Origin of the sequence: Demequina phytophila (assembly GCF_000971135.1) — a bacterium.
In the GTDB taxonomy this organism is placed as follows: Bacteria; Actinomycetota; Actinomycetes; order Actinomycetales; family Demequinaceae; genus Demequina; species Demequina phytophila.
Genome location: NZ_BBLW01000003.1, coordinates 286,825 through 308,314, shown reverse-complemented (window position 1 = coordinate 308,314; position 21,490 = coordinate 286,825). Strand labels below are relative to the sequence as shown.

At 72.7% G+C, this 21,490-nt stretch carries 13 protein-coding genes; 6 read left to right on the top strand and 7 right to left on the bottom strand.

Translation table 11 applies throughout. The features are described from left to right. Positions 1–27: 27 nt before the first annotated feature. Positions 28–1,299, bottom strand: a complete 1,272-nt coding sequence (gene serS / locus AOM01_RS06440; protein WP_062290700.1) for a serine--tRNA ligase — start codon at positions 1,297–1,299, stop codon at positions 28–30. 38 nt (positions 1,300–1,337) lie between these two features. On the opposite strand from serS, the gene AOM01_RS06435 reads away from it, so the two are divergent. Next, entirely contained in the window at positions 1,338–2,561 is a 1,224-nt protein-coding gene (locus AOM01_RS06435; RefSeq protein ID WP_062290697.1) for a diacylglycerol/lipid kinase family protein, read from the top strand. A gap of 131 nt (positions 2,562–2,692) precedes the next feature. Here AOM01_RS06435 and pheA read toward each other — a convergent pair whose 3' ends face one another. After that, complete coding sequence (pheA, locus tag AOM01_RS06430; protein WP_062290694.1) at positions 2,693–3,625, bottom strand: prephenate dehydratase; 933 nt, start codon at positions 3,623–3,625, stop codon at positions 2,693–2,695. Further along, the gene (locus AOM01_RS06425; protein WP_062290691.1) at positions 3,622–4,383 is read right to left on the bottom strand and encodes a glycosyltransferase; all 762 of its coding nucleotides are present in this window, start codon (positions 4,381–4,383) and stop codon (positions 3,622–3,624) included. The genes pheA and AOM01_RS06425 overlap by 4 nt, the downstream gene beginning before the upstream one ends. Positions 4,384–4,613: 230 nt before the next feature. Between AOM01_RS06425 and pgm the strand changes: the two genes are divergently transcribed. Further along, positions 4,614–6,290, top strand: coding sequence for a phosphoglucomutase (alpha-D-glucose-1,6-bisphosphate-dependent) (gene pgm / locus AOM01_RS06420; protein ID WP_062290689.1), 1,677 nt, complete (start codon positions 4,614–4,616; stop codon positions 6,288–6,290). 5 nt (positions 6,291–6,295) lie between these two features. After that, positions 6,296–7,183 (top strand): LppM family (lipo)protein, encoded by an 888-nt coding sequence (locus AOM01_RS06415; protein WP_062290686.1) that lies wholly within the window; start codon positions 6,296–6,298, stop codon positions 7,181–7,183. On the opposite strand, the gene AOM01_RS06410 is transcribed toward AOM01_RS06415, so the two are convergent. Next, on the bottom strand, positions 7,118–14,515 hold the full coding sequence (locus AOM01_RS06410) for a DUF5979 domain-containing protein (protein ID WP_062290683.1): 7,398 nt from the start codon (positions 14,513–14,515) through the stop codon (positions 7,118–7,120). The genes AOM01_RS06415 and AOM01_RS06410 overlap by 66 nt on opposite strands. A gap of 140 nt (positions 14,516–14,655) precedes the next feature. Here AOM01_RS06410 and AOM01_RS06405 point away from each other — a divergent pair, with 140 nt between their 5' ends. Beyond that, positions 14,656–15,927, top strand: a complete 1,272-nt coding sequence (locus tag AOM01_RS06405) for an MFS transporter (protein ID WP_062290679.1) — start codon at positions 14,656–14,658, stop codon at positions 15,925–15,927. A 254-nt stretch (positions 15,928–16,181) separates the two neighbouring features. Then, positions 16,182–17,318 carry a VanZ family protein gene (locus AOM01_RS06400; protein ID WP_062290676.1) on the top strand — a complete coding sequence of 379 codons (1,137 nt, stop codon included), beginning with the start codon at positions 16,182–16,184 and terminating at the stop codon, positions 17,316–17,318. Here the strand turns inward: AOM01_RS06400 and AOM01_RS06395 are convergent. From AOM01_RS06395 to AOM01_RS06385, 3 genes are all read right to left on the bottom strand, one after another. Then, positions 17,315–18,505 (bottom strand): sensor histidine kinase, encoded by a 1,191-nt coding sequence (locus tag AOM01_RS06395; RefSeq protein ID WP_062290673.1) that lies wholly within the window; start codon positions 18,503–18,505, stop codon positions 17,315–17,317. The two genes, AOM01_RS06400 and AOM01_RS06395, sit on opposite strands and share 4 nt — an antisense overlap. Then, positions 18,502–19,173 carry a response regulator transcription factor gene (locus AOM01_RS06390; protein WP_062290670.1) on the bottom strand — a complete coding sequence of 224 codons (672 nt, stop codon included), beginning with the start codon at positions 19,171–19,173 and terminating at the stop codon, positions 18,502–18,504. Before AOM01_RS06390 ends, AOM01_RS06395 begins: the two co-directional genes overlap by 4 nt. Before the next feature lie 97 nt (positions 19,174–19,270). Beyond that, positions 19,271–20,371: a hypothetical protein gene (locus tag AOM01_RS06385; protein WP_169746527.1), complete on the bottom strand. Its 1,101-nt coding sequence runs from the start codon at positions 20,369–20,371 to the stop codon at positions 19,271–19,273. A gap of 70 nt (positions 20,372–20,441) precedes the next feature. On the opposite strand from AOM01_RS06385, the gene AOM01_RS06380 reads away from it, so the two are divergent. Continuing rightward, positions 20,442–21,302: an ATP-grasp domain-containing protein gene (locus AOM01_RS06380; protein ID WP_062290664.1), complete on the top strand. Its 861-nt coding sequence runs from the start codon at positions 20,442–20,444 to the stop codon at positions 21,300–21,302. The last annotated feature ends 188 nt before the right edge of the window (positions 21,303–21,490 follow it).

Sequence of the window (21,490 nt, the reverse complement as noted above, 5' to 3'; positions counted from 1 at the left end):
CGGTCGGGTGAACGGGCACGGGGGTTGTCAGCGCACCGGCTCCAGCACCTCGAGGCCGCCCAGGTACGGGCGCAGGAGCTCGGGCACGCGCACCGAGCCGTCCGCCTGCTGGTGGTTCTCGAGCAGCGCGACCAGCCAACGCGTGGTGCCGATGGTGCCGTTGACGGTCGCGACCGGTTCCGTGCCGGACTCGCCGCGCTCGCGGATCGCGAGACGACGCGCCTGGTAGGTAGTGCAGTTCGAGGTGGAGGTGACCTCCATCCAGCGCTCCTGCGACGGCAGCCACGCCTCGCAGTCGAACTTGCGGGCCGCGCTCGAGCCGAGGTCGCCCGCCGCGGTGTCGATCACGCGGTAGGGAAGCTCGAGGGCCTGCAGCATCCGCTCCTCGATCTCGAGGAAGCGGGCGTGCTCGGCCGCGGCGTCCGCGGGACGGCAGTACGCGAACATCTCGACCTTGTGGAACTGGTGGACGCGGATGATGCCGCGGGTGTCGCGACCCGCGGACCCCGCCTCGCGCCGATAGCAGGCGCTCCACCCCGCGTAGCGGAGCGGTCCGTCCTCGAGGTCGAGGATCTCGTCGGTGTGATAGCCGGCGAGAGCGACCTCGGAGGTGCCGGTGAGGTAGAGGTCGTCCCGCTCGAGACGGTAGATCTCGTCCGCGTGCTTGCCGAGGAAGCCGGTGCCGGCCATGACCTCGGGGCGCACCAGGGTGGGCGTGATCATGGGCGAGAAGCCCGCGTCGATAGCGGTCTGCATCGCGGCGTTGAGCACCGCGAGCTCGAGCCGGGCGCCGATCCCGGTGAGGAAGTAGAAGCGCGCGCCCGACACCTTGGCTCCGCGCTCCATGTCGATCGCCTTGAGCCCCTCGCCGATCTCGAGGTGGTCCTTGACGGCGATGCCCTCGGCGGCGAGGTCGCGCACCGTGCCCTCGTGACGCAGCACCACGAAGTCGTCGGCGCCGCCGGCGGGGACGCCGGGCTCGGGGAGGTTCCCCAGCGACCGGGCGAGCTCGACCGCGCGGGCGGACGCGGCATCGGCCGTCGCCTGCAGCTCCTTGACGCGCGACGAGAGGTCCTTGGTGCGGGCCAGCAGCGCCTGCTTCTCCTCGCCCTGCGCGCGCGCCACGTCCTTGCCGATCGCCTTCTGCTCGGCGCGCGCCACCTCGAAGTCCTTGAGGGCGGCGCGGTTGGCGGCGTCCGCCTCGAGCACCTGGTCCACCACGGAAGGGTCGTCGCCGCGGGAGCGCTGGCTCTCCCTCACCACGTCGGGCTGGGCACGCAGGAGCTTCAGGTCGATCATGCCCGCCAGTCTATCGACGGCGGACGTACGCTCTCCTCATGACCCCCGCGCTCGTGATCTCCCTGATAGCGCTCGTGGTCGCGGTCGCCGGGCTCGCGTTGGTGGTGAGCGTCACGCGGCACATCGGCAAGCGCGACCCGGTCGCGGTGCCGCGCCGCTGGCGGCGGCTGCTGCTCATCAAGCCGATGCCCACCATGGAGCTCGGGGCGGCGACCGCCCGCTCCGACGCCCGCGAGCGTGTCGCGTTCATCGCGAACCCCACCAAGGACGGCGTCGCGGAGCTGCGCGAGCAGGCGCTGCGCGCGTGCGCGATCCGCTACCTCCCGCAGCCCATGTGGCTGTACACCACACCCGACGACCCAGGCCGCGACATCACCCGCGAGGCGATCGACGCGGGCGCGGATCTGGTGGTGGCGGTCGGCGGGGACGGCACGGTGCGCGCCGTCGCCGAGGCGGTGGCGGGCACCGGTGTGCCGATGGCGATCATGCCGATGGGCACCGGCAACCTCTTCGCGCGCAACCTCGACCTGCCGCTGGGCGACACCGCGGCGCTGCTGCGCACCGCGCTCGACGGCGCCGAGCGGACCGCGGACGTCGGCTGGCTCCAGCTGGTGCGCACCCCCGACGGCGAGGGCGAGGGCGAGCGCCACATCTTCCTGGTGATCGCCGGTGCCGGCCTCGACGCGGAGATGGTCGCGGGCGCGGACGACAACCTCAAGCGCAAGCTCGGCTGGGTCGCCTACTTCTTCGCCGCCGTGCGACACCTGGGCAAGCGCATGGAGGCGCGCATCACCGTCGACGACGGCGAACCGCAGACCAGCCGCATGCGCACGGTGCTCATCGCGAACGTCGGGCGCCTCCCCGCCGGCATCCAGCTGATCCCCGACGCGAACCTCGACGACGGCCGCATCGACATCGCGACGCTCGACGCGCGCGGAGGGATCGTGGGCTGGACGGAGCTGTTCGGCACCGTGGTCGCGCAGGGGGCCGGGATCCGCGAGCCCTGGCACCAGCGGGTGTGGCGGACGTCGCGCATCGACCACGTCCGCGGCACCACCGTGGAGATCAAGGTCGCCGAGCCGCAGAAGGTGCAGGTCGACGGCGAGGCGCTCGGGCGTGCGACCCGCATCCTCGCCGAGGTTCAGCCGGGAGCGCTGGTGCTGCGGGTGCCCGCGACGGGCGGGACCGGTGCGACGGGCAAGGACGCGGCGAACCCGGCCGACGCTGCCGGCCCCGACACGGAGGCGACGCCGGAGGCCTGAGCCGGCCGCCGCATCGTCCCCCGCGACCGTCCCCCGCGCTCCACTGATACGCGCGAGCAGATCGGCGGCGACTTCTCTGCACCGGGCGATCACCGGGGCGTCGGCGCACTCAGAAGAGGGGCAGCCCCGTCCTAGTGGCGCCCGGAGCGCAGCCCCTGCACCCAGGAGCGCGCCTCGGCGAAGTCCTCCTCCGACGTGCCGGGGGTGACGGGCGTCGGGTAGCCGGACGCCGCGGGGTACGAGCCGAGGAACACCACCACCGGGTTGGTGCGCTTGAGGCCCAGCAGCGCCTCGGCGACGCGCGGCTCCGCGATGTGGCCGAGCGCGTCGATGGAGAACGAGTACTCGCCGGGACGGTCCGAGCGGGGACGGCTCTCGATGCGCGACAGGTTCACCCCGCGGGCCGCGAACTGCTCGAGCATCGCGAGGAGCGCGCCCGCGCGGTCGTCGGGCAGGTGCACCACGAGCGTGGTCTTGTCCGCGCCCGTGGGCGCGGGCACCGCGGCGGGACGGCCCACCTTCACGAACCGCGTGGCCGCGTGCGCGTTGTCCGCGACGCCGGAGGCGAGCACCTGGAGACCCAGGCGCGCGGCCAGGCCGGGCGGCGCGAGGGCGGCCTCGAAGGCGGCCTCGCCCGCGGCCAGCTCCCCCGCGGCCGCGGCGTTCGAGGAGGCGGAGACCTGGGCGGCGCCCGGCAGGTGCGCGGCCAGCCAGCGGCGGCACTGGTTGAGACCATGAGAGTGCGCGGACACGGCGCGGATGTCCGCGATGGCCGTGCCGGGGCGCGCGACCAGCTCGAACGAGACCGGCAGCACCACCTCGCCCAGGATGACCAGCGGGTCGCCGGTCGCGAGGGTGTCGAGCGTCGCGGTGACGCCGCCCTCGACGGTGTTCTCGATCGCCACCACCGCGAAGTCGACGTCGCCCGCGCGGACGGCCGCGAGCGCGGACAGGACGTCCACCGCGGGGACCGGCTCGACCTCCGCGGGATCGACCATCGCGAAGAGGGCCGCCTCGGTGAAGGTGCCGGACGGTCCCAGGTAGGCGTACCGCGGCAGCGTCACGCGTCCTCCCCGATCTCCGGGGCGTCGTCCCGCTCCGGCCGCAGGCGGTTCCCCACGGCGGTGCGGGCGGTGGCGACCCGGCCCTTGATGCGCCTCGCGCTGGTCGCGAGCAGCACCTCACGGTACCGGTTGGCCCGTCCCACGGGCGTGCGATCCTCGATCGACGGGCCCTTGTGCCGGATGTCGCACTCGACCTCGGTGATGGTGAGGCCCGCGTGGAGCACGTCGAGCGTCATGGCGGGCTCGAGCCCGTTGCCGCGCGCGAGGGGCATCGCCGCCTCGAGCGCCTCACGCGTGAGGCACCGGATGCGACCCAGCGGCTGCCGCGGCGACCAGCCGGTCGCGTGCTCGACCGCGGTGCGGGCAATCTTCGACGGCACGCCCGGAGCGACGGCCTGCGCGTCCGTCAGCGCCACCGCGAGGTCGCACACGCCCTCGAGCACGGCGGGGACCAGCGGCGCCGCGCCGATCGCGTAGTGGCCAAGGTTGGGGTCGAGCAGAAGGATCGCGCGAGGCGTGCGACCGGGTTCGTCGCGCATGGCGATCACGGAGGCGCCGGTCTCCACCGCCGCGGAGCGGCCGCGCACGTGCGAGTGGCGGACCACCACCGCGCCCGCCCGGCGCGCGAGCTCCTGGGTGTTGTCGGTCGAACCGTCGTCGACCACGAGCACCAGGTCCACGCCCGGGATCGCGAGCGCCGCCCGCACGGTCGCCGCGATGCGGCGCGCCTGGTCATGGGCGACGATGAGCGCGGCCACCGACGGCCCCGGCAGGGGGGCGTTGCCCCGCCCGCGAGCGCGACGGGCCCGTGCGCGCGCGAGCGCGTCCGCCGGAACCTTCCTCGGTTCGCTTCCCTCGGCTCGTGACACGCCCACCAGCCTAGCGACACGTGACCCGCCCTGGTACCACCCCTTGCCATTCCTTTACCCTCCTCTGACCGGGCCAAGAGGCCTGGCACCGGCCCGAGGGCCATGGAAGAGTAGGCCTCATGCACGAGCGCGCGGGCACACGAGCCCTTCCCGAGGACCTCATCGACGTCGACGCCCTGCTGGGGGCGTACTACGACCTGGTGCCGGACCCCACCGTCGCGTCGCAGCGCGTGGCGTTCGGCACGTCCGGCCACCGCGGCAGCGCCTTCGACACCGCCTTCAACGAGGCGCACATCGTCGCGATCACCGCCGCGATCGTCGAGTACCGCCGCGACCAGGGAGTCGACGGACCGCTGTTCATGGGCAAGGACACGCACGCGCTGTCCGGCCCCGCCCAGGAGACCGCGCTCGAGGTCCTGGCGGCGGCCGGGGTCGAGGTCCGCGTCGACGCGCGCGACGGCTTCACCCCCACCCCCGCGATCTCCCTGGCCATCCTGGTCGCGAACGGCGCCGTCTCGGAGACGGGCCTGCGCACCACCGGAAAGGGTCTCGCCGACGGCATCGTCATCACGCCCTCCCACAACCCTCCCCGCGACGGGGGCTTCAAGTACAACCCGCCCCACGGCGGCCCCGCGGACACGGACGCGACCAGCTGGATCGCGGGCCGCGCCAACGAGCTCCTCGCGGGCGGCTGGAGGCAGGTGCCCCGCTTCCAGCTCAAGAAGGCGCAGACCGCGGACACCACGCAGGGCTTCGACTTCCTCGACCTGTACCTCGACCACCTCCCGAGCGTGATCGACCTCGACGCGATCGCCCGCGCGGGCGTGCGGATCGGCGCGGACCCGCTGGGCGGCGCCGCGGTCGACTACTGGGGGGCGATCGGCGAGGAGTTCAAGCTCGACCTCACCGTGGTCAACCCCAAGGTCGACCCCGCGTGGGGCTTCATGACCCTCGATTGGGACGGCAAGATCCGCATGGACTGCTCGTCCCCGTACGCGATGGCGAGCCTGCGTCACCTCATGGAGGGCGCGGACGCCCCCTACGACGTCGCCACGGGCAACGACGCGGACTCCGACCGCCACGGCATCGTCACCCGCGACGGCGGGCTGATGAACCCCAACCACTATCTGGCGGCCGCGATCGCCTACCTCTACGGCGGCGCACGCCCCGAGTGGCCGGCGAACGCGCGCATCGGCAAGACCCTGGTGTCCTCGAGCCTCATCGACAGGGTCGGCAGGGACATCGGCCGCCCCGTGGTCGAGGTGCCCGTGGGCTTCAAGTGGTTCGTGCCCGGCCTGCTCAGCGGCGACATCGCGTTCGGCGGCGAGGAGTCCGCCGGCGCCTCGTTCCTCCGCCGCGACGGCCGCGTCTGGTCCACCGACAAGGACGGCCTCATCCTGTCGCTGCTGGCCTCCGAGATCATCGCCACCACCGGCGCATCGCCGTCGGCGCTCCACGCGGGGCTCGTGGACCGGCTGGGCGAGAGCTGGTACGCGCGCGTCGACGCCGCCGCCAGCAAGGAGGAGAAGGCCAAGCTGGGCGCCCTGTCGCCCGAGAAGGTGCCCGCGACCACGCTCGCCGGCCAGACCATCACCGCGAAGCTCACGGCGGCACCCGGGAACGGCGCGAAGATCGGCGGCCTCAAGGTCACCACCGACGACGCCTGGTTCGCCGCGCGTCCGTCCGGCACCGAGGACGTCTACAAGATCTACGCGGAGTCCTTCGTGTCGCAGGCCCACCTGGGCGAGGTGCAGGCGGCGGCACGCGAGGTGGTCGCGGAGGCCCTCGAGGGGTAGGGACGATGCGCGGGCTGGGGGCCGCCTTCGCGGTCGCGGCGGTCGCCCTCACCGGATGCGTGAGGGTCTCGACCGACACGACGCTCGGCGAGGACGACACCCTGACCCAGCACGCCGTCATCGCGATGACCCCGCAGGCGCGCACGGCGCTCGAGCAGCAGCTGGCGAGCATGGGGGACGAGCTGCCCGAGGGAGTCGACCCCGATGCGCTCGACGTCGAGGAGCTGCTCGACCCCGACGCGGTGCGCGAGCGGCTGAAGCCGCTCGAGGACGCGCGCCCCGGCTCCGTCGAGGTCATCCCCTACGCGGACGAGGACGGCCGGGAGGGCGTCGAGGTCACCGTCGCGGACGTCCCCCTGGGCGCGGTGGACGATGCTGCGGGCGCCTCGCCGCTCACCGGCGGCACCACGGTGACGCGCGAGGGCGACGAGTACGTGGTCGAGATCGAGACCGGCGCGGCGAGCGGCCTCGCCGGCGCGGGCGTGCCCGTGGACCAGCTGGCGCTGGTCGAGGGAGCGGTCGACGTCGGGGTGACGTTCACCTTCCCGGGCCTGGTGCGCGAGGCGACCGGCGGCGAGATCACGGGCCACACCGTGGCCCTGGGGCTGAGCGACCTGCTCGGATCCGACTCGATCCGGATCGTCGGCGGAGCGACCACCGAGCGCGACTGGGGCCCGCTGCTGCGCTGGGGCCTGGTGATCCTTGCCGCGGTCGTGCTGATCGGCGGCGCCACGGCGCTCGTGCTGCAGGACCGCCGGCGCCGTCATCGATCCACGCTGCCGCCGCCCCGGGCCGCCGGCACGGGCGGCCCGGGAACGTTGGAGGCGTCAGCCCCGCCGGCGGACCAGCAGGAGCACTCCCCCGGCGACCACGAGGACCCCGGCGGCCGCTAGCGCGGCCCAGCCGCCGAAGCCCGTCTCGCCGAGCACGCCGGTCGACGGCGGGGCGGCGAACCAGTTGCGCGCCGTCACGGTGACCTGGGCCCCCGCGTCGACGGTGACCGTCGCGCTCTCAGGGTCGTCGCGGCCCGGCAGGACCAGGACGTCGTCCGCGCCTCCGGAGTCCGTCTCCGTCACCACGCACTCGGAGCCCGCCGCGATCGTGTCGATCGTCGCGGTGAGCGGCAGGTCGCCGCCGAGCACCACGTCGCCGTCCCAGGTGACGAGCTCGCCGCCGGGCTGCTCGAGGGTGCACAGGACGGAGAAGGTGAAGGGTCCGCCGCCCAGATCGTCCGCGCCCGGACCCGTGACCGTCTTCTCGATCACGAGCGTGCCCGCCTCGAAGCGGTTGGTGAACGTCACGGAGTTCTCGTCACCCGGCACCAGGTCCACCTGACCCGTGGTGCTGTAGGTGGTCGCGGACAGGTCCCCCGCGGTGGCGACCACGAGCGTGTCGGCGGCGCCCGCATCGTCCACCTCGGTGACCACGCACTCGGCGCCGGCCGGCAGCCCGTCGATGGTCCAGGTCTCGCCCGCCGACACCTGGCCGATCATCGGCTGACCCGGACCGTAGCCCGCACCGTAGACCGCCTCGTCGAGGAACGTGCACTCGACGGTCACGGTGAATGGGCCGTAGTCGGGCACGTCGCCATCCGCGTCGAGCGCATCGCTGTCGACGGCCTTGGTGACGTCGAGGCTCGCGAGCTCGTAGACGTTGGTGACGAACACCTCGGGGTCCTCGCCGATGACCGCGGTGCCGGGCACGATGGTGGACGAGGTCTGGCCGGCGTCCTCCTCCGTGACCACGCACTCGGCGCCGTACGGGATCTCGTCGGTGATCGACACCGAGTAGCCGTTGCCCTGGTCGAGCGTGTACTCGCCCTCGAACACCACCTCGTCGTCCACAGTGCAGACCACCGCGACGTCGAACGCGTCGGGCGCGAAGTCGTGACCTGCGCCGGTGATGCGCTTGCGGATCGCGAGCGTGCCCACGTCGAAGCCGTTGGTCGCGGTCACCGTGACCTCGTCGTCGACGCCGATGGTCACGGTCGCGGAGCCGTCCTCGCCGTTGGCGGGCTGGACGTCGACCGTGTCGGCGTTGCCGTCGTCGGTCTCCGTCACCACGCACACGGACCCCGAGGCGATGTTCTCGATGGTCACCGAGTCCTCGGCGGGGTAGTCGATGGTGACGTCGCCGTTCCACGTCACCACCTGACGCCCGTTGACGGTGAGCGTGCACTCGACGGAGAACTCGAAGGTCTCCTCGATGATGTCCGCGCCTGCACCCGTCACCACCTTGTCGATGGCGAGGCTGCCGACGTCGTAGCGGTTGGTGACCAGCACGCTGTTGCCGTCGCCCACGCCGTCGGGCGCGAGCTCGATGGTGCCGACGTTGCCGTCCACGACGGTCGTGGCGGCGCCGCCGGGGGTGATGTCCAGGGTGACGTCGGCCGCGCCGGAGCGCAGCAGCTCGGTCACCGTGCACTCGGCTCCGGCGGGGAGGCCGTCGACGGAGAACGTGTCGCCGTCGTCGAGGATGCCGACCATGGGCATGAGCGGGCCGTAGCCGGAGCCCCACACCTGCTCGCCCAGGAACTCGCATCGCACGTAGACGAAGTAGCGGCCGTAGACGATGGGCTCGCCGTCCTGGTCGACCGCCTCGGAGTCGACGGACTTGGTCACGTCGAGGCCCGCGAGGTCGTAGATGTTCGTGACCGTGACCCGCCCGATCGGGGTCTCGTCGGGGCGGCCGACCACGGCCGAGCCGATCGGGAGCTGCGACGTCTGGCCGGCATCGGTCTCCGTCACCGTGCACTCGGAGCCGTACGGCAGGTCCTCGATGGTGACCACCTCGCCGACGGGGAGCGTCACCTCCTCGTCGTAGACCAGCTCCCCGACGGAGGTGCACTGGACGGTGACGGTGACCTCGTCGGGGGCGAAGGCCGCGCCGTCGCCGTCGACCAGCTTGAGCAGCTCCAACGGTCCGGTGGCGAGCGCGACGCCGACCTTGTTGCCCTCGATCGGGAGCAGCTCGTTGCCGTCCGACGTCACCGCGCCGGTGGCCACGGTGTTCCAGGCGATCGTGTCCGGACCCGCGGTCTCGGACTGCGCGGGGGTGCGGGTCCGGAAGTCCACGGTGACCGTCTCGCCGGGCTCGAGCGCGAAGCCCTCGTCGAACGTGACGTCGTACTTGAGCGCGGTCACGGTGCTGAGGTCGGCGATCTCGTCGATCGGGGTCCACGCGCCCGCGGGGCACGGGGTCGATGGCGTGAGGTCGTCCGTGCACGGTGCCGCGTCGGTGGTGCCGTAGACGGTCAGGGTCCCGGGCGGGCCGTCGGCGCCCACCACGGCGTCCTCGAGGATCGGGGTCCACTCGGACAGGCGGTCCACGGGGTTGATCGCGCCGGTGTCTCCCGGCGTCGGCAGCAGGTCGATCGCGATCAGGCGGTCGAGCGGGACGGTGCCGGTGTTCTGGAGCTGGAGGCGCCACGTCTCGGTCTCGCCGGGTGCGGTGATGGGCACGCAACCGACGGGGTAGAAGCCGTCCTCTCCCGGCGTGCAGTCGATGTCGTCGGAGACGGGCTCGACACCCAGCGAGCCCTCGTCGGCCTTCACCACCTTGCCGGAGCGGATGGCGCCCGCGATCGCGAGGTCGACCGTGGTGTCGGCGATGCACTCGCCGGTGTCCTCGTCGAGCGTGCCATCGCACTCGTCGAAGGGCCGCTCGCCGACCACGCCGAAGCTGTTGGTCATGTCGACGCCGGCCGCGACACCCGGGCGGGGGTAGAGCGAGACCGTGATCGTGTAGGTCTGGCCTGGCTCGAGCACGGTGCCGGGCGGGAATGTGAAGACGATCTCGGATCCGTCGCCCGAGACGGTCTCCGTGACGTCCGCAGAGTCCTCGGGCATGGGCAGGCCGTTCGCCGGATCGGGGGCGCCGCCCGCGAGGTCGTAGGCGTACGGGTCGTCGTTGCCGGGCTCGAGCTGAAGCATCGGCCCGTCGGCGTCCGTGGGGAGGCGGTCCGTGATGACCGGGTCGATGATCGGCCAGTCACCGGTGTTGGTGATGGTCAGCGTGAAGTCCGTGACGGCGCCCGGCGGGATGGTGCCGGACGGGTTCTTCTCGACCGCGACCGCCGTGGTGGCGTGCTCGTACAGAACGGAGGCGGTGTCGTCCTCGGCCTGCACCGTAAACAGCGGGTTCCCGCCGCTCGAGTCCGTGAGGTAGGACCGGGCGATGCCATCGATGGTGTTGGTGGACCGGCCGGGGTCGACCTCGCCGGGCGCGGGCTCGTTCCCGGCCATGTCCGTGGGCACCTCGCCGCCGGTGAGGAGCTCGTCGCGACGCTGCACCACGATCGGGATCTCCTGCGTGGGCATCTCCGAGTTCTCCCACTGGTCGCCGTCCGCGCGCGAGTAGGTGATCCTGAGGCCCTGGATCTCGGACGGGTCGGTGATCTCCGCGGGCAGCGTCGGGAAGTCGCTCGGCTCGCCGGGGATCCACACCTGGGTGCCGGGGTCGACGTCGCTGCCGGTGTCGGTGAAGTCGCCGCCCACGAGCACGTCGACCTGCACCTGGTCGATCGGGTCGGTGAAGGTGAAGGACTCGTCGAAGCGCACGAACTCGTAGGCGTTCCAGAACGTGGGATCGATGTCGCGCACCTCGATCTCGCCGGTGCGCGCCGAGCCGCTCGGGGTGACGGACAGCAGCATGCCGAACTCGCTCTGGTCGGGCTCGGTCTGCGAGAAGCCGTCGGTGGTCCACTCGCTGCCGGCCGGCAGCGGACCGAACTGCTTGTCGACCGTGAGATCGAGGTCGAGGTCGACGATCTGGATGACCGCGCCGTCGTCGTCCGTGATCGGGTCCGGCTGGAGCTCGGGATCGCGGCCCGCGTCGTCGATGGTGACGTCGGCGCCGTTGGCGACGTCGATCTCCCCTCCGAACGGAGGCTCGATGTCCGTACCGTCGGAGCGGTTCAGCTCGCGGAGCTGGAGGTCGAACACGATCACCGCGCTCGCGTTGGGATCGATGCGCCCCTCGTAGTCGACGGTGATGCCGACCACGTCCTCGAGCTCGCCGGCCGTGAGCGAGGTCAGCGGGCCGGGGTCCTGCGGGTCGCCCGGGGTGGACGTCACCACGGTGGTGGTGTCCGCGACGCCGTCGCCGTCGCTGTCGACGTCGAGCGTGGCGGTCCACGACTCGGTGCCGGAGGGCACCTGCATGCTCACGATGTCGGTGAGCGTGAAGTAGTCGTAGGGGTTGAGTCCGGTGTCGCCCGGGTCCGCCACGACCATGCTGTCGATGCGGGCCTGGGTCTGGTTGAGCGCCGTCAGGGTCACGCGACCCGAGGGGTAGTCGTCAGGGTCGGTGCCGAGCGGAGGGTCGCCCAGGGGTCCGCCCGTCCAGTCCTTGGTGATGTCCGTCACCAGCGGCACGTCGAGGATGTCGATGACGTCCGAGCCGTCGTCGACGAACGTCTCGTCGCCCACCTCCGCGGTGGCGCTCACGTCGTCCCGGATGAGGCCCTCGTCCGGGGGCTCGTTGTAGAGGGAGTGTCCCGTGACGGGCGACCCGTCGGAGCGACGCTCGTCGCGGATCCGGAACGTGAGGTCGACGGGTCGCTCGTCGTCGATGGAGCGCGCGACGCCGCTGCCGACGGGCGGCGCGGTCGGGTCCGTCGAGTCGGCGCGCGCGGACCCCTCGACGAACTGGATCCGCACGCCGATGGTGTCCGCCTGCTCCTCGGGGGTGAGCGGGATGCGCGGCAGCTGGCCGTCGCAGCCGCCGGGGCACGGCGAGTTCTCCGCCTCGACCCAGCCCACCCCCACGCGGTACAGCTCGACCGACGCCACGGCGTCCCACTGGATGAGGGGGTCCGTCGCGGGCGTGATGGCCTCGATGGCGACCAGGTCGAACGCGTCGAAGAAGGACTGCGCGAGGTCCGCGGGCGCCGCGCTGGGCGCGGGGACGTCGGAGAGGGTCAACGAGTCCATGCCGGACACGCCGCCCGTGGACCACAGCAGCCGCGCGGTGACCTCGTCCTCGGTGCGGGCGTTGATGGTGGGTTCGAGGATGTCCTTGTCGACGTACTCCCCCGTGCCGCCCGCACCATCCCCGCCGCCGTCGGGGTCGATCGGGAGGATGGTGATGCTGTCGCAGCCGGGCTCGGACAGGTCGGGATCCGCGTTGTCCGCCGTGGCGGCGGTGTTCGCGCAGTTGTCGACCGTGATGGGGTCGGTGCCGATCACGTCCTCGTCGAGCTCGAGCACGATGTTCGGCTGCAGCGTGGTGCCCGGCGGGAAGCCCTGCTCGGACTCGAAGATGAACTGGAAGCCCCCCACGTCGTCCGGGAACGGCCCCGGCCACGACCACGTGGTGGGTCCCTCGATCGGGAAGTCCGGTCCGGGCAGCTGGACCCACTCCTCGGCGACGGGGTCCCAGTAGTTGACGGTGAGCGTCGCGCCGGCCGGGATCGCGATGTCCGCGAGCTCGGTGGGCGAGAACGTGTCCCAGAAGTCGCTGTCGAGCGGGGTGTCGTCGTCGAGGCTCGTCGCGGGCGGGTCCTGGATGACGATCTCGTGGGACGGGACGGTCGAGTAGTCGTCGGGAAGCGGCAGGCCTCCCGGCGCGGGCGCGGTGCCGCCGGGCAGGGTCGCGACGATCCACTCGCCCGCGTTGCCGATGATGGTGCCGGGGACGATGTCCTTGCTCTGCAGCGCGTCGATCACCGCGAGGTAGGTGTAGAAGGTGTCGTCGGCCTCGTCGTCGCCGGTGGCCCCGCTGGGCGACGTGCCGGTGACGCCCACGGTGTTGTCGTGCTGCGTCGCCTGCGCCGGGTCGTCGGGGTCGGTGCCGAGCGTGACGTTGAAGGTGGCCGTGGCGCCGGGGGGGATGGTGCCCGTGAAGTCGATGGTGAACCGCGTGACGTCGCAGCCGGCCGGCGGGCCGGGCGGCAGCGCGGGCGCCGCGTCGAGGTCCTGAGGCGCCGCGTCGGTGCCGGAGCACTCGTACGTGATGGTGCCGCCCGTCGCGCCCGCGGGCCAGTCGAACGGCTCGGCGAAGCCCTCGAACGACATCGAGTCGTCGAAGCCGGGCGTGCCGTCCGCGGGCTCCGTGAGCGACAGCGAGGCGAGGTCGTCGGTCCAGGTGTTCTCGCCCACGAGCTCGGCGTTGAACTCGCTGCCGTGCGGACCGTAGAGAGGGGTGACGTCCTTGTCGGCGCTCACATCGGGGATGTTGCCCAAGATCGTGTACGCGGCGTCGTCGTCCGACGGGCCCACCACGTCGTCCCGCTCGACCTCGTTCGTCACGGTGTTGTCGACGACCACGTCCTGGTCGAGCGCGCCGAGGTCCCGCTGCTCGAAGCCGAGGTCGATGTCGGCCTCGGCGCCGGGCTCGATGAGCTCCCCTGTCGAGCTGGTGAAGGTGAGCCGGATGCCGGTGATGCCGGACGTGTCGGCGGGGAGGTCGTCGACGGTGGTCCACGCGCCGTCCTCGTAGATCTCGATCTGCACCTGGTCGGCATTGGGCGGGAAGGAGTTGATGTCGAGCGAGGTGAGCTGGAGAGAGTCGAAGGGGTTGGGCGACGCGGTCGGGTCCGCCGGGTCCTGGATGACCATCTGATCGGCACCCTCGTCGGACGTGTTCGTCGCGACGATCGAGGCGACCGTCTCCGTGCCGGGGACCGCGAGCGCCGACGCCGGGGTGAACGACTTCTCGACGTCGGACGTGAGGACCAGCGGGACCTCCGGGGTCACGGTGGCGGTGTCCGTCACGTCGTCGGTCTCGGGGTTGGTCGCCGAGAACTCCGCCTCGTTCACGAGCGGGATCCCGTCCGCCGCGTACGGCAGGTCGTCCACGGTGCAGGTGATCACGATCTCCGCGGTGGTGCCCTGCAGCATGCCGACCGACCCCGCGGGGTCCGCGAGCGGCGTGGTGAAGTCGACCGACACCTCCTGACCCGTGATGTCGCCGACGTACTGCTGCTGCGGCGGGTTGGAGCCCTGGTAGGTAGCCGTCACGGAGGTCGGGGTGAGCCCGTCCGGGATGACGTCGGTCATGGTCGCGTTGGTGCACCCGGCGGCGGGGTTGGCGCCCGAGTACGTGCACGAGACGTTGATGGTGAACTGGACGGTGTCGCCGGGCGAGACCACCTCCGGGCTCGTGGTCTTGGTGATCCCGAGCACGGCAGGGTCCTCCGCGGACGCGGCGGTGGCACCCACCACCACACCCACGCCCGCCAGGATCAGAGCAAGGAATCCCGCCAGAGCCTTCCGCACCCGCACGTGGCCTCCCCCGACGACGTGAACGGCGCACCCCGCCCCGAAGCGCGCCAGTACCTTTTGTCACGTTAACCGCATCCGTCACATCTGGCGAGGTTTGTGGCGGAATCGCGACGCCCCCTCGCAGGTGAGAGCATTCCCTGGTGCTCGACAACTACCGCGTGATCCTGGCCCACCCCGGCGCGAAGGCGTTCGCCGCCGCGGGCCTGCTGGCGCGCCTGCCCATCTCGATGTTCAACATCTCCGTCATCCTCATGGTCCAGCTGCAGTACGACAGCTACGCGATGGCCGGACGGGTGGCGGCGGTGGGCACCCTCGTGTGGGCCGCGCAGACCGTCCCCACGGCACGGCTCGTCGACCGGATCGGGCAGCGCAGGGCGATGATCCCGCTCACGCTCGTCTTCGTGCTCGGCGCCACCGCGGCGATCCTCATCGCGATGAACCAGGGCCCCGAGTGGGCGCTGTGGCTCGCCGTCGCGATCGCGTCGATCCAGGGGCCGCTGGGCTCGCTCACCCGCGCGCGCTGGTCGCATCTGCTGCACTCCGACAGGGACATCCACACCGCCTTCGCGCTGGAGGGAGCGCTCGACGAGGTGCTGTTCGTGTCGGGTCCCGCGCTCGCGACCATCCTCGCGACGCTCGTGTGGCCCCCGCTCGGCGTGGTGGTGTGCCTCGCGGGCCTGGTGATCGGCATGACCATCCTGCTCGCGCAGACCGGCACCGAGCCGGCGCCGCGCGAGGGAGGGACGGCCGGGTCGCTGGGCCTGCGCCTCCCCGGCGCGGTGATCGCGGTGGCATTCGTATCGCTCGGCATCGGCGCGATGTTCGGCGCGTTCGACATCTCCGTGGTCGCGTTCGCCGACGAGGCGGGACGCCAGACCCTGTCGGGGATCGTCATCGCGATCGTCTCGGGCGGATCGCTCATCGGCGGCCTGCTCTACGGCGCGCGCCACTGGCGCGCGCCGCTATGGAAGCGCACCGTCGGCATGGCCGCGCTCATGACCGTCGGCTTCGGCGCGCTCGCTCTCGCGCCGAACGTCTGGTGGCTGGCCGGACTGGGTCTGCTCGCGGGCCTCACCATCGCGCCCACGCTCACCAACGCGGACACCGTGGTGCAGCGCGTGGTCCGCCGCGACCAGATCACCGAGGGCATGGCCTGGCTGCGCATCGGCATGGGCGTCGGCGTGGCGTTCGGCGCCTGGGTCGCTGGCGGCCTCATCGAGTCGAGCGGGTCGCGCGCCGGACTGGGGATGTCCGCCGCGGGCGCCGGACTCGCACTGATCCTGGTGCTCGCGAGCGCGGGCGTGCTCAAGCGCAGCACCGAGCGCGGCGACGCCGCGCAGCTGGACGACGCCCCGCCGCCGTCCGAGCGCGAGGAGGCCGTCGAGCAGCCCCCGACGCCGCCCCACATGTAGGCACGCGCGCGGCAGGCGAAACGACAGGACCTAGGTCCCCTCGGATCGCCCCGCGGCCCGACTACCGTCGTAGACACAAGGTTTTCGGCACGGCATCGCAGCCGGCCGGTAGATCGTGGCTCGGGCGACCATCCGGGGACTTGGCCGCCCGAGCCGCACCCCTTTCCGCGCGTCGGCGTCCCGCTCCCTCCCCCTGGGACGCCGACGCCGGATATCCCGCCCGACCAGGCGCATCGTCCCCCTACGCTGACCCCATGGGCCCCGACCTCCACGTCGATACGCTCATCACCGCCGTCCTCGTGGTCGCGCTCCTCCCCCTCGCGATGCTGCCGGCGCTGGGCGCCACCGTGCGCCGCTACGGCCGGCTGCCCGCCTGGCCGCTGCTCAGCGCGATCGGCCTGCTCGGGGCCGCCAGCGCGCTCGCGGCCTTCACCGTGTTCCCCCTGCCGCGCCCGGGTCAGGTCACGTGCACCGGCGAGCCGTTCGTGTCGACCTGGCAGCTGACGCCGTTCGCCTCGATCGCACCCATCGGCGACGCCCTCGCGCGATCCGGCCTGATCGGCGCCCTCACGGGCTTCGCGTTCCTGCAGGTGGCGCTCAACGTGGTGCTGTTCGTTCCCTACGGCTTCTTCCTGCACCAGGTGACGCGGTGGCGTGGACGTGTCGTGGTCCTCGCGAGCGCCGGGACGTCGCTGCTCGTCGAGATCACCCAGGGCAGCGCGGTGTTCGGGCTGTTCCCGTGCCCGTACCGCCAGTTCGACGTGGACGACCTCCTACTCAACACCGCGGGCGGCGCTGTGGGCCTCGCGCTGTCGCGCGTGGTGGCGCGGACGGCGTTCGCGAACCCGGCCGCCGCGGCCGACCTCGACGCTCCGGGGGTGACGAGGCGCGCGGCGGCGCTCCTGGTGGACCTTCTCCTGGTCGGCACCGCCACGTTCCTGACCTCGGCGGCGCTGCTCGCGGTGCTGACCGCCCGCGCCTCGATCGAGGACGCACGGGGCGCGCTCGAGAATCCGGTGACGGCGATCCTGCTCGGGCTCGCGAGCGGCGCCGCGATGGCGCTGCTGCCGTCGCTGCTCACGCGCGACCGCACCACGCCGGGTCAGCTGCTGCTCGACCTCGCGCCCGTCGCGGTCGACGACGGCGCGCGCCCGCCGGCGGCGAGGATCCTCGCGCGGTGGGCCGTGCGCTGGGCCACCTGGGGGATCGTGCCCTCGCTGCTCCCTCCGCTGCTCGTGGCCGAGCTGCTCACGGTCATCGCGCGCCGCGACCGCCGGTCGCTGAGCGACCTGGTGTCGGGCACCACGATGGTGACGCGGACCGCGCTGCGCGCCGAGCGCGCAGAGGAACCGGCGGATGGAGGGACGATGCCGCGGCCGGGGCGCCCCTAGGCCTCGCCGTCCGGACGGGCCGGCAGGGACACGCGCACGCTCAGCCCGCCCTGCTCGCCCGGCCATGCGTCGACGACGCCCCCGTGGACCTGCGCCACGCGCGCCACGATGGGCAGGCCGAGACCGTGGCCCGCGACCTCGGAGCGCTGGTCGCCGCGCGAGAACCGCTCGAACAGCGCGGGGATGTCCGCGGACGCCAGCCGCGGTCCGGAGTTCGACACCTCGACGAAGGCCCGACCCTGGGCGCTCCACACGCGGCATCGCACCCAGCCGTCGGCGCCGCTGTTGTAGCGCAGCGCGTTGTCGACCAGGTTCGCCACCAGCCGTTCCACGAGCACCGGGTCCCCCAGCACGGGCGCGTCCGCGAGGTCGAGGTCGATCGCGACGGACGCCTCGGTCGCACGGGGGGAGGCCTCCGACACCACCTCCGCGGCGACGTCCGCGAGGTCGAGCGGCTCCCGCGTGTGGATCACGTCGTCGGCGCGCGCGAGCGTGAGCAGGCTGGTCATGAGCGAGTCCGCGCGTCCCACCTGCTGTGCGACCTCGCGCGCGAGCTCCGTCGCCTGCCGCGACGGGCGCGCCGAGGACAGCACGTTGTCGGCGGAGGCGCGCAGCACGGCGAGAGGGGTGCGCAGCTCGTGCGACGCGTCCGCGGCGAAGCGCTGGCGCGCGTCGAACGCGGCCTCGAGGCGCGCGAGCATGCCGTTGAAGGCGCGGCGCAGCCGCATGAACTCGTCGTCCGGACCGTCCTCCGGGAGCCGCCGGTCGAGCGTGCGCTCCGACAGGGTGGAGGCGGCGTGCGAGATCTCGTCGATCGGGCGGAGCACGCGGCCGGCGAGCCACCACGCGAGACCCACGGCGACGAGCGCCGCGAACGCGAACGCGACCAGGGAGCGCGTGAGCAGGTCGTCCAGCACGTTCTGCCGCGCCTGCTCGGCGATGCGGTCGAGGACCTGGGCCACCGCATCGTCCGGCCGTCCGGAGGGCATCGGCCCGCCGTCGGGCGTCCCTGGCTCCGTGATCCCCTGCTCCTCGAGGGTCTCCTCGAGCAGCTGCTGCCGCTCGGCCTGCTGCGCCTCCGGTGTGGTGGCGCTCGCCACGAAGAGGTACGCCGTGGTGACCAGCACCCCGGCCAGCACCACGAACAGCAGCGCGAACAGCGCCGTCAGCTTGACGCGGATGGTCATCCCTCGCCCTCCCGGCGGAGCACGTAGCCGACGCCCTTGACCGTCTCGATGATGGCGGGCTCGCCGAGCTTGCGCCGCAGGGTCACCATGGTGACGCGCACCGCGTTGGTGAGCGGGTCCGCGTACTCGTCCCACACCTTCTCGAGCAGGGTCTCGGAGGAGACGACGCGCCCCGGCTGAGCAGCGAGCACCTCGAGCACGCCGAACTCCTTGGGCGACAGCGTGATCGCGCGATCCCCGCGCGTCACCACGTGCTCGTCCGGCCGGATCTCGAGGTCGCCGATCCGCACGTGCGGGCGTGGCGCGGCGCCCGCGCGGCGGCCGAGCGTGCGCACGCGCGCGGCGAGCTCGGCCATCGCGAACGGCTTCGCGAGGTAGTCGTCCGCGCCGAGGCCGAGACCCTCGACGATGTCCTCGAGCCTGCCCGCGGCCGTGAGCATGAGGATGCGCGGCGGCTCGGCGGACCCGGTGAGGGTGCGGCACACGTCGTCGCCCGACACGCGCGGCAGGTCGCGGTCGAGCACCACGACGTCGTACGCGCTCGCGGCCGCCTTCTCGAGGGCCTCCGCGCCGTCCCGCGCGACGTCGACGGCAAGGCCCACGCGCCGCAGCCCGGTCGCGACCTCGCGCGCGAGGACGGCGTGGTCCTCGACCACCAGCACCCTCACGCGGGCCTCCCTTCGACCATCGAGCCGGCCGGCGCGCCGCGGGCGCGGTCGGCCAGAACAGCCTAGGCGAGCACGGGTTCGGGCAACGTAAGGATCCTCACGGGCCGAAGTTGTCGACCCTCACCGGGTCCCCGCCCACGGCGAGCCTGAACACCGACTCCCGCTCGCCCTTGGCGCATACCGCCTGTAGCGAGCCCGGGTCGTCGAACGCGCCCGGCGCGTACGTGCCGGGCGCCGGGCGGCACAGCCACCGCGGCACGGTCGCGGTCTCGACGCGCCAGTCGTCGGCCGCCAGGTCCGCGACGATCCAGGTGCCGACGCCGGTCGAGCCTGTGTTCTTCGAGGCCTTGTCGAGCCGCTGCGCGAGGAACACCGCGAGGGTGCCGTCCTGGTTCAGCCACGTCTCGACGCCGGGGTCGCCGCGATGGTTCACCGCGCCGTCCTCGACGAGGTTGTCCAGGGGCTTCTGCGCAGAGAAGCCGTCGAACGTCGCGCCGTCCTCGCGCACGAAAAGCGACTGCAGGTCCCCGTCCGGCGTGTACCCGCCCCACAGCGTGCCCCCGCCGGCGAACGCGCCCAGGGGCGCGACGTCCCACACGGTGCCGTTCCTCGCGACCTGCGCGGCGGGGATCGCGTTGCCTCCCCACCCGTCCACGACCTCGCCGGTGTCGAGGCCCACCTGCACGACCTGGACCCGGGCACGGTCGCCGTGCCTCGCGGTCCACGCGAGCCGCGCGTCGAGGTCGGCCTCGAGCACCTCGACGGCCACGTCGGTGCGCAGGTCGAACAGGTGGAGGAGGTCGCCGTCCGGCGCGACCAGGTACAGGGCCTGGGCGCTGCCCGGGACCCAGGCATCGTCCCCCGCGGAGCGGACCTCGACCGTCCACCCGTCGCCCACGCACTCCCACGTCGCGTCGGTCATCTCGCGCGCCCGCGGCATCCCGTCCGCCCGGCCCTTGAGATACGGCGGCCGGTCGCGGCCCGCCAGGGCGGCCCAGTCGCAGCCGGTGGCCTGCGCGTCGGACGTCGCCGTGGGCTCGGGGCTGGCCGCCGGGGTGGACGATGCGGTGGGCGCCGCGGCGGCCTCGCTGTCCGCCACGAGCGGCGCGACGGTGAGGTAGGAGCCGTACAGCAGCCCGGCGCCCACGACCACGCCAGCGGTCGCGGCGAGCACAGAACCCCAGCGCGGCATCGCCACCTCCTGACCGCGAGGGTATCCGCGGATCGGGGCGCGCGGCGCCGTCCACGCCGGACGCTAGGTTGTCCGCATGACCGCCCGCATCGCCATCGTCACCACGCTCGAGCTGTCCGTCCCGGACGCCGACGAGGACCTGCTGCTGCCGCACCTGCCCGAGGCCGCCCTGGTCGCGTGGGACGACCCTTCCGTCGACTGGTCGGCGTACGACGTGGCGATCCTGCGCAGCACGTGGAACTACCACGACCGCCTGGGCGACTTCCTCGCGTGGGCGCGCGCCGCATCGTCCGTCACGCGCCTGCTCAACCCCGTCGCGACCGTCGAGTGGAACACGGACAAGCGCTACCTGGGCGACCTCGCCGCCGCGGGCTTCCCGACCGTGCCCACCACGTTCGTGGCGCCGGGCGACGGGGTGGACGATGCGGTGGTCGCCCTGGACGGGCACCTGGTGGTGAAGCCGTCGGTCGGGGCGGGATCCAACGGGGCACGCCTTTTCGACGGCGAGCCCGACGCGGCCCTCGCCCACGTCGCCGCGCTGCACGCGCAGGGCAAGGTGGCGATGATCCAGCCGTACCTCGCCGAGGTCGACACCGCCGGCGAGACCGCGCTGGTCTACCTGGGGGGACGCTTCTCGCACGCCGCGCGCAAGGCGGCGATCCTGTCACGGGACATGTCGTGGGAGACCGGCCTGTACGCGGACGAGAAGGTGGTGGCGACCTCCGCGACGGAGGCCGAGCGGGATCTCGCCGACAGGATCATCGCGGCGCTGCCGTCGCTGGGTCACCCCGACCTCGCGTACGTGCGCGTGGACCTGCTGCCCACGGCCGAGGGGCCCGTGGTGCTCGAGCTCGAGCTCACGGAGCCGAGCCTGTTCCTCGCGCTCGGCGAGGGAGCGCCGGAGCGCGCGGCGGAGGCGTTCCGCGCGCTGCTCTGACGACTCGCGGCGCGCACCTCTCCACACAAGAAATGCAACCCTCCGCCGAGAACCCGCCATTCGCGACGCGGGATGCACCGATGAACCGATTCACACACCGACCTGAGTGGAGAGGTGCGCGACGACCGGTCATCCCTTACTCTTGACCACCGAGGGGAGTACTTCTCAAGCCCCGTTCCGGTCAGTAC

Coding starts and splice junctions, on each gene's coding strand:
- AOM01_RS06415 (WP_062290686.1), top strand. CDS start 6,296: ATGCGCGGGCTGGGGGCCGCCTTCGCGGTCGCGGCGGTCGCCCTCACC.
- AOM01_RS06380 (WP_062290664.1), top strand. CDS start 20,442: ATGACCGCCCGCATCGCCATCGTCACCACGCTCGAGCTGTCCGTCCCG.
- AOM01_RS06395 (WP_062290673.1), bottom strand. CDS start 18,505: ATGACCATCCGCGTCAAGCTGACGGCGCTGTTCGCGCTGCTGTTCGTG.
- serS (WP_062290700.1), bottom strand. CDS start 1,299: ATGATCGACCTGAAGCTCCTGCGTGCCCAGCCCGACGTGGTGAGGGAG.
- AOM01_RS06400 (WP_062290676.1), top strand. CDS start 16,182: ATGGGCCCCGACCTCCACGTCGATACGCTCATCACCGCCGTCCTCGTG.
- AOM01_RS06435 (WP_062290697.1), top strand. CDS start 1,338: ATGACCCCCGCGCTCGTGATCTCCCTGATAGCGCTCGTGGTCGCGGTC.
- pgm (WP_062290689.1), top strand. CDS start 4,614: ATGCACGAGCGCGCGGGCACACGAGCCCTTCCCGAGGACCTCATCGAC.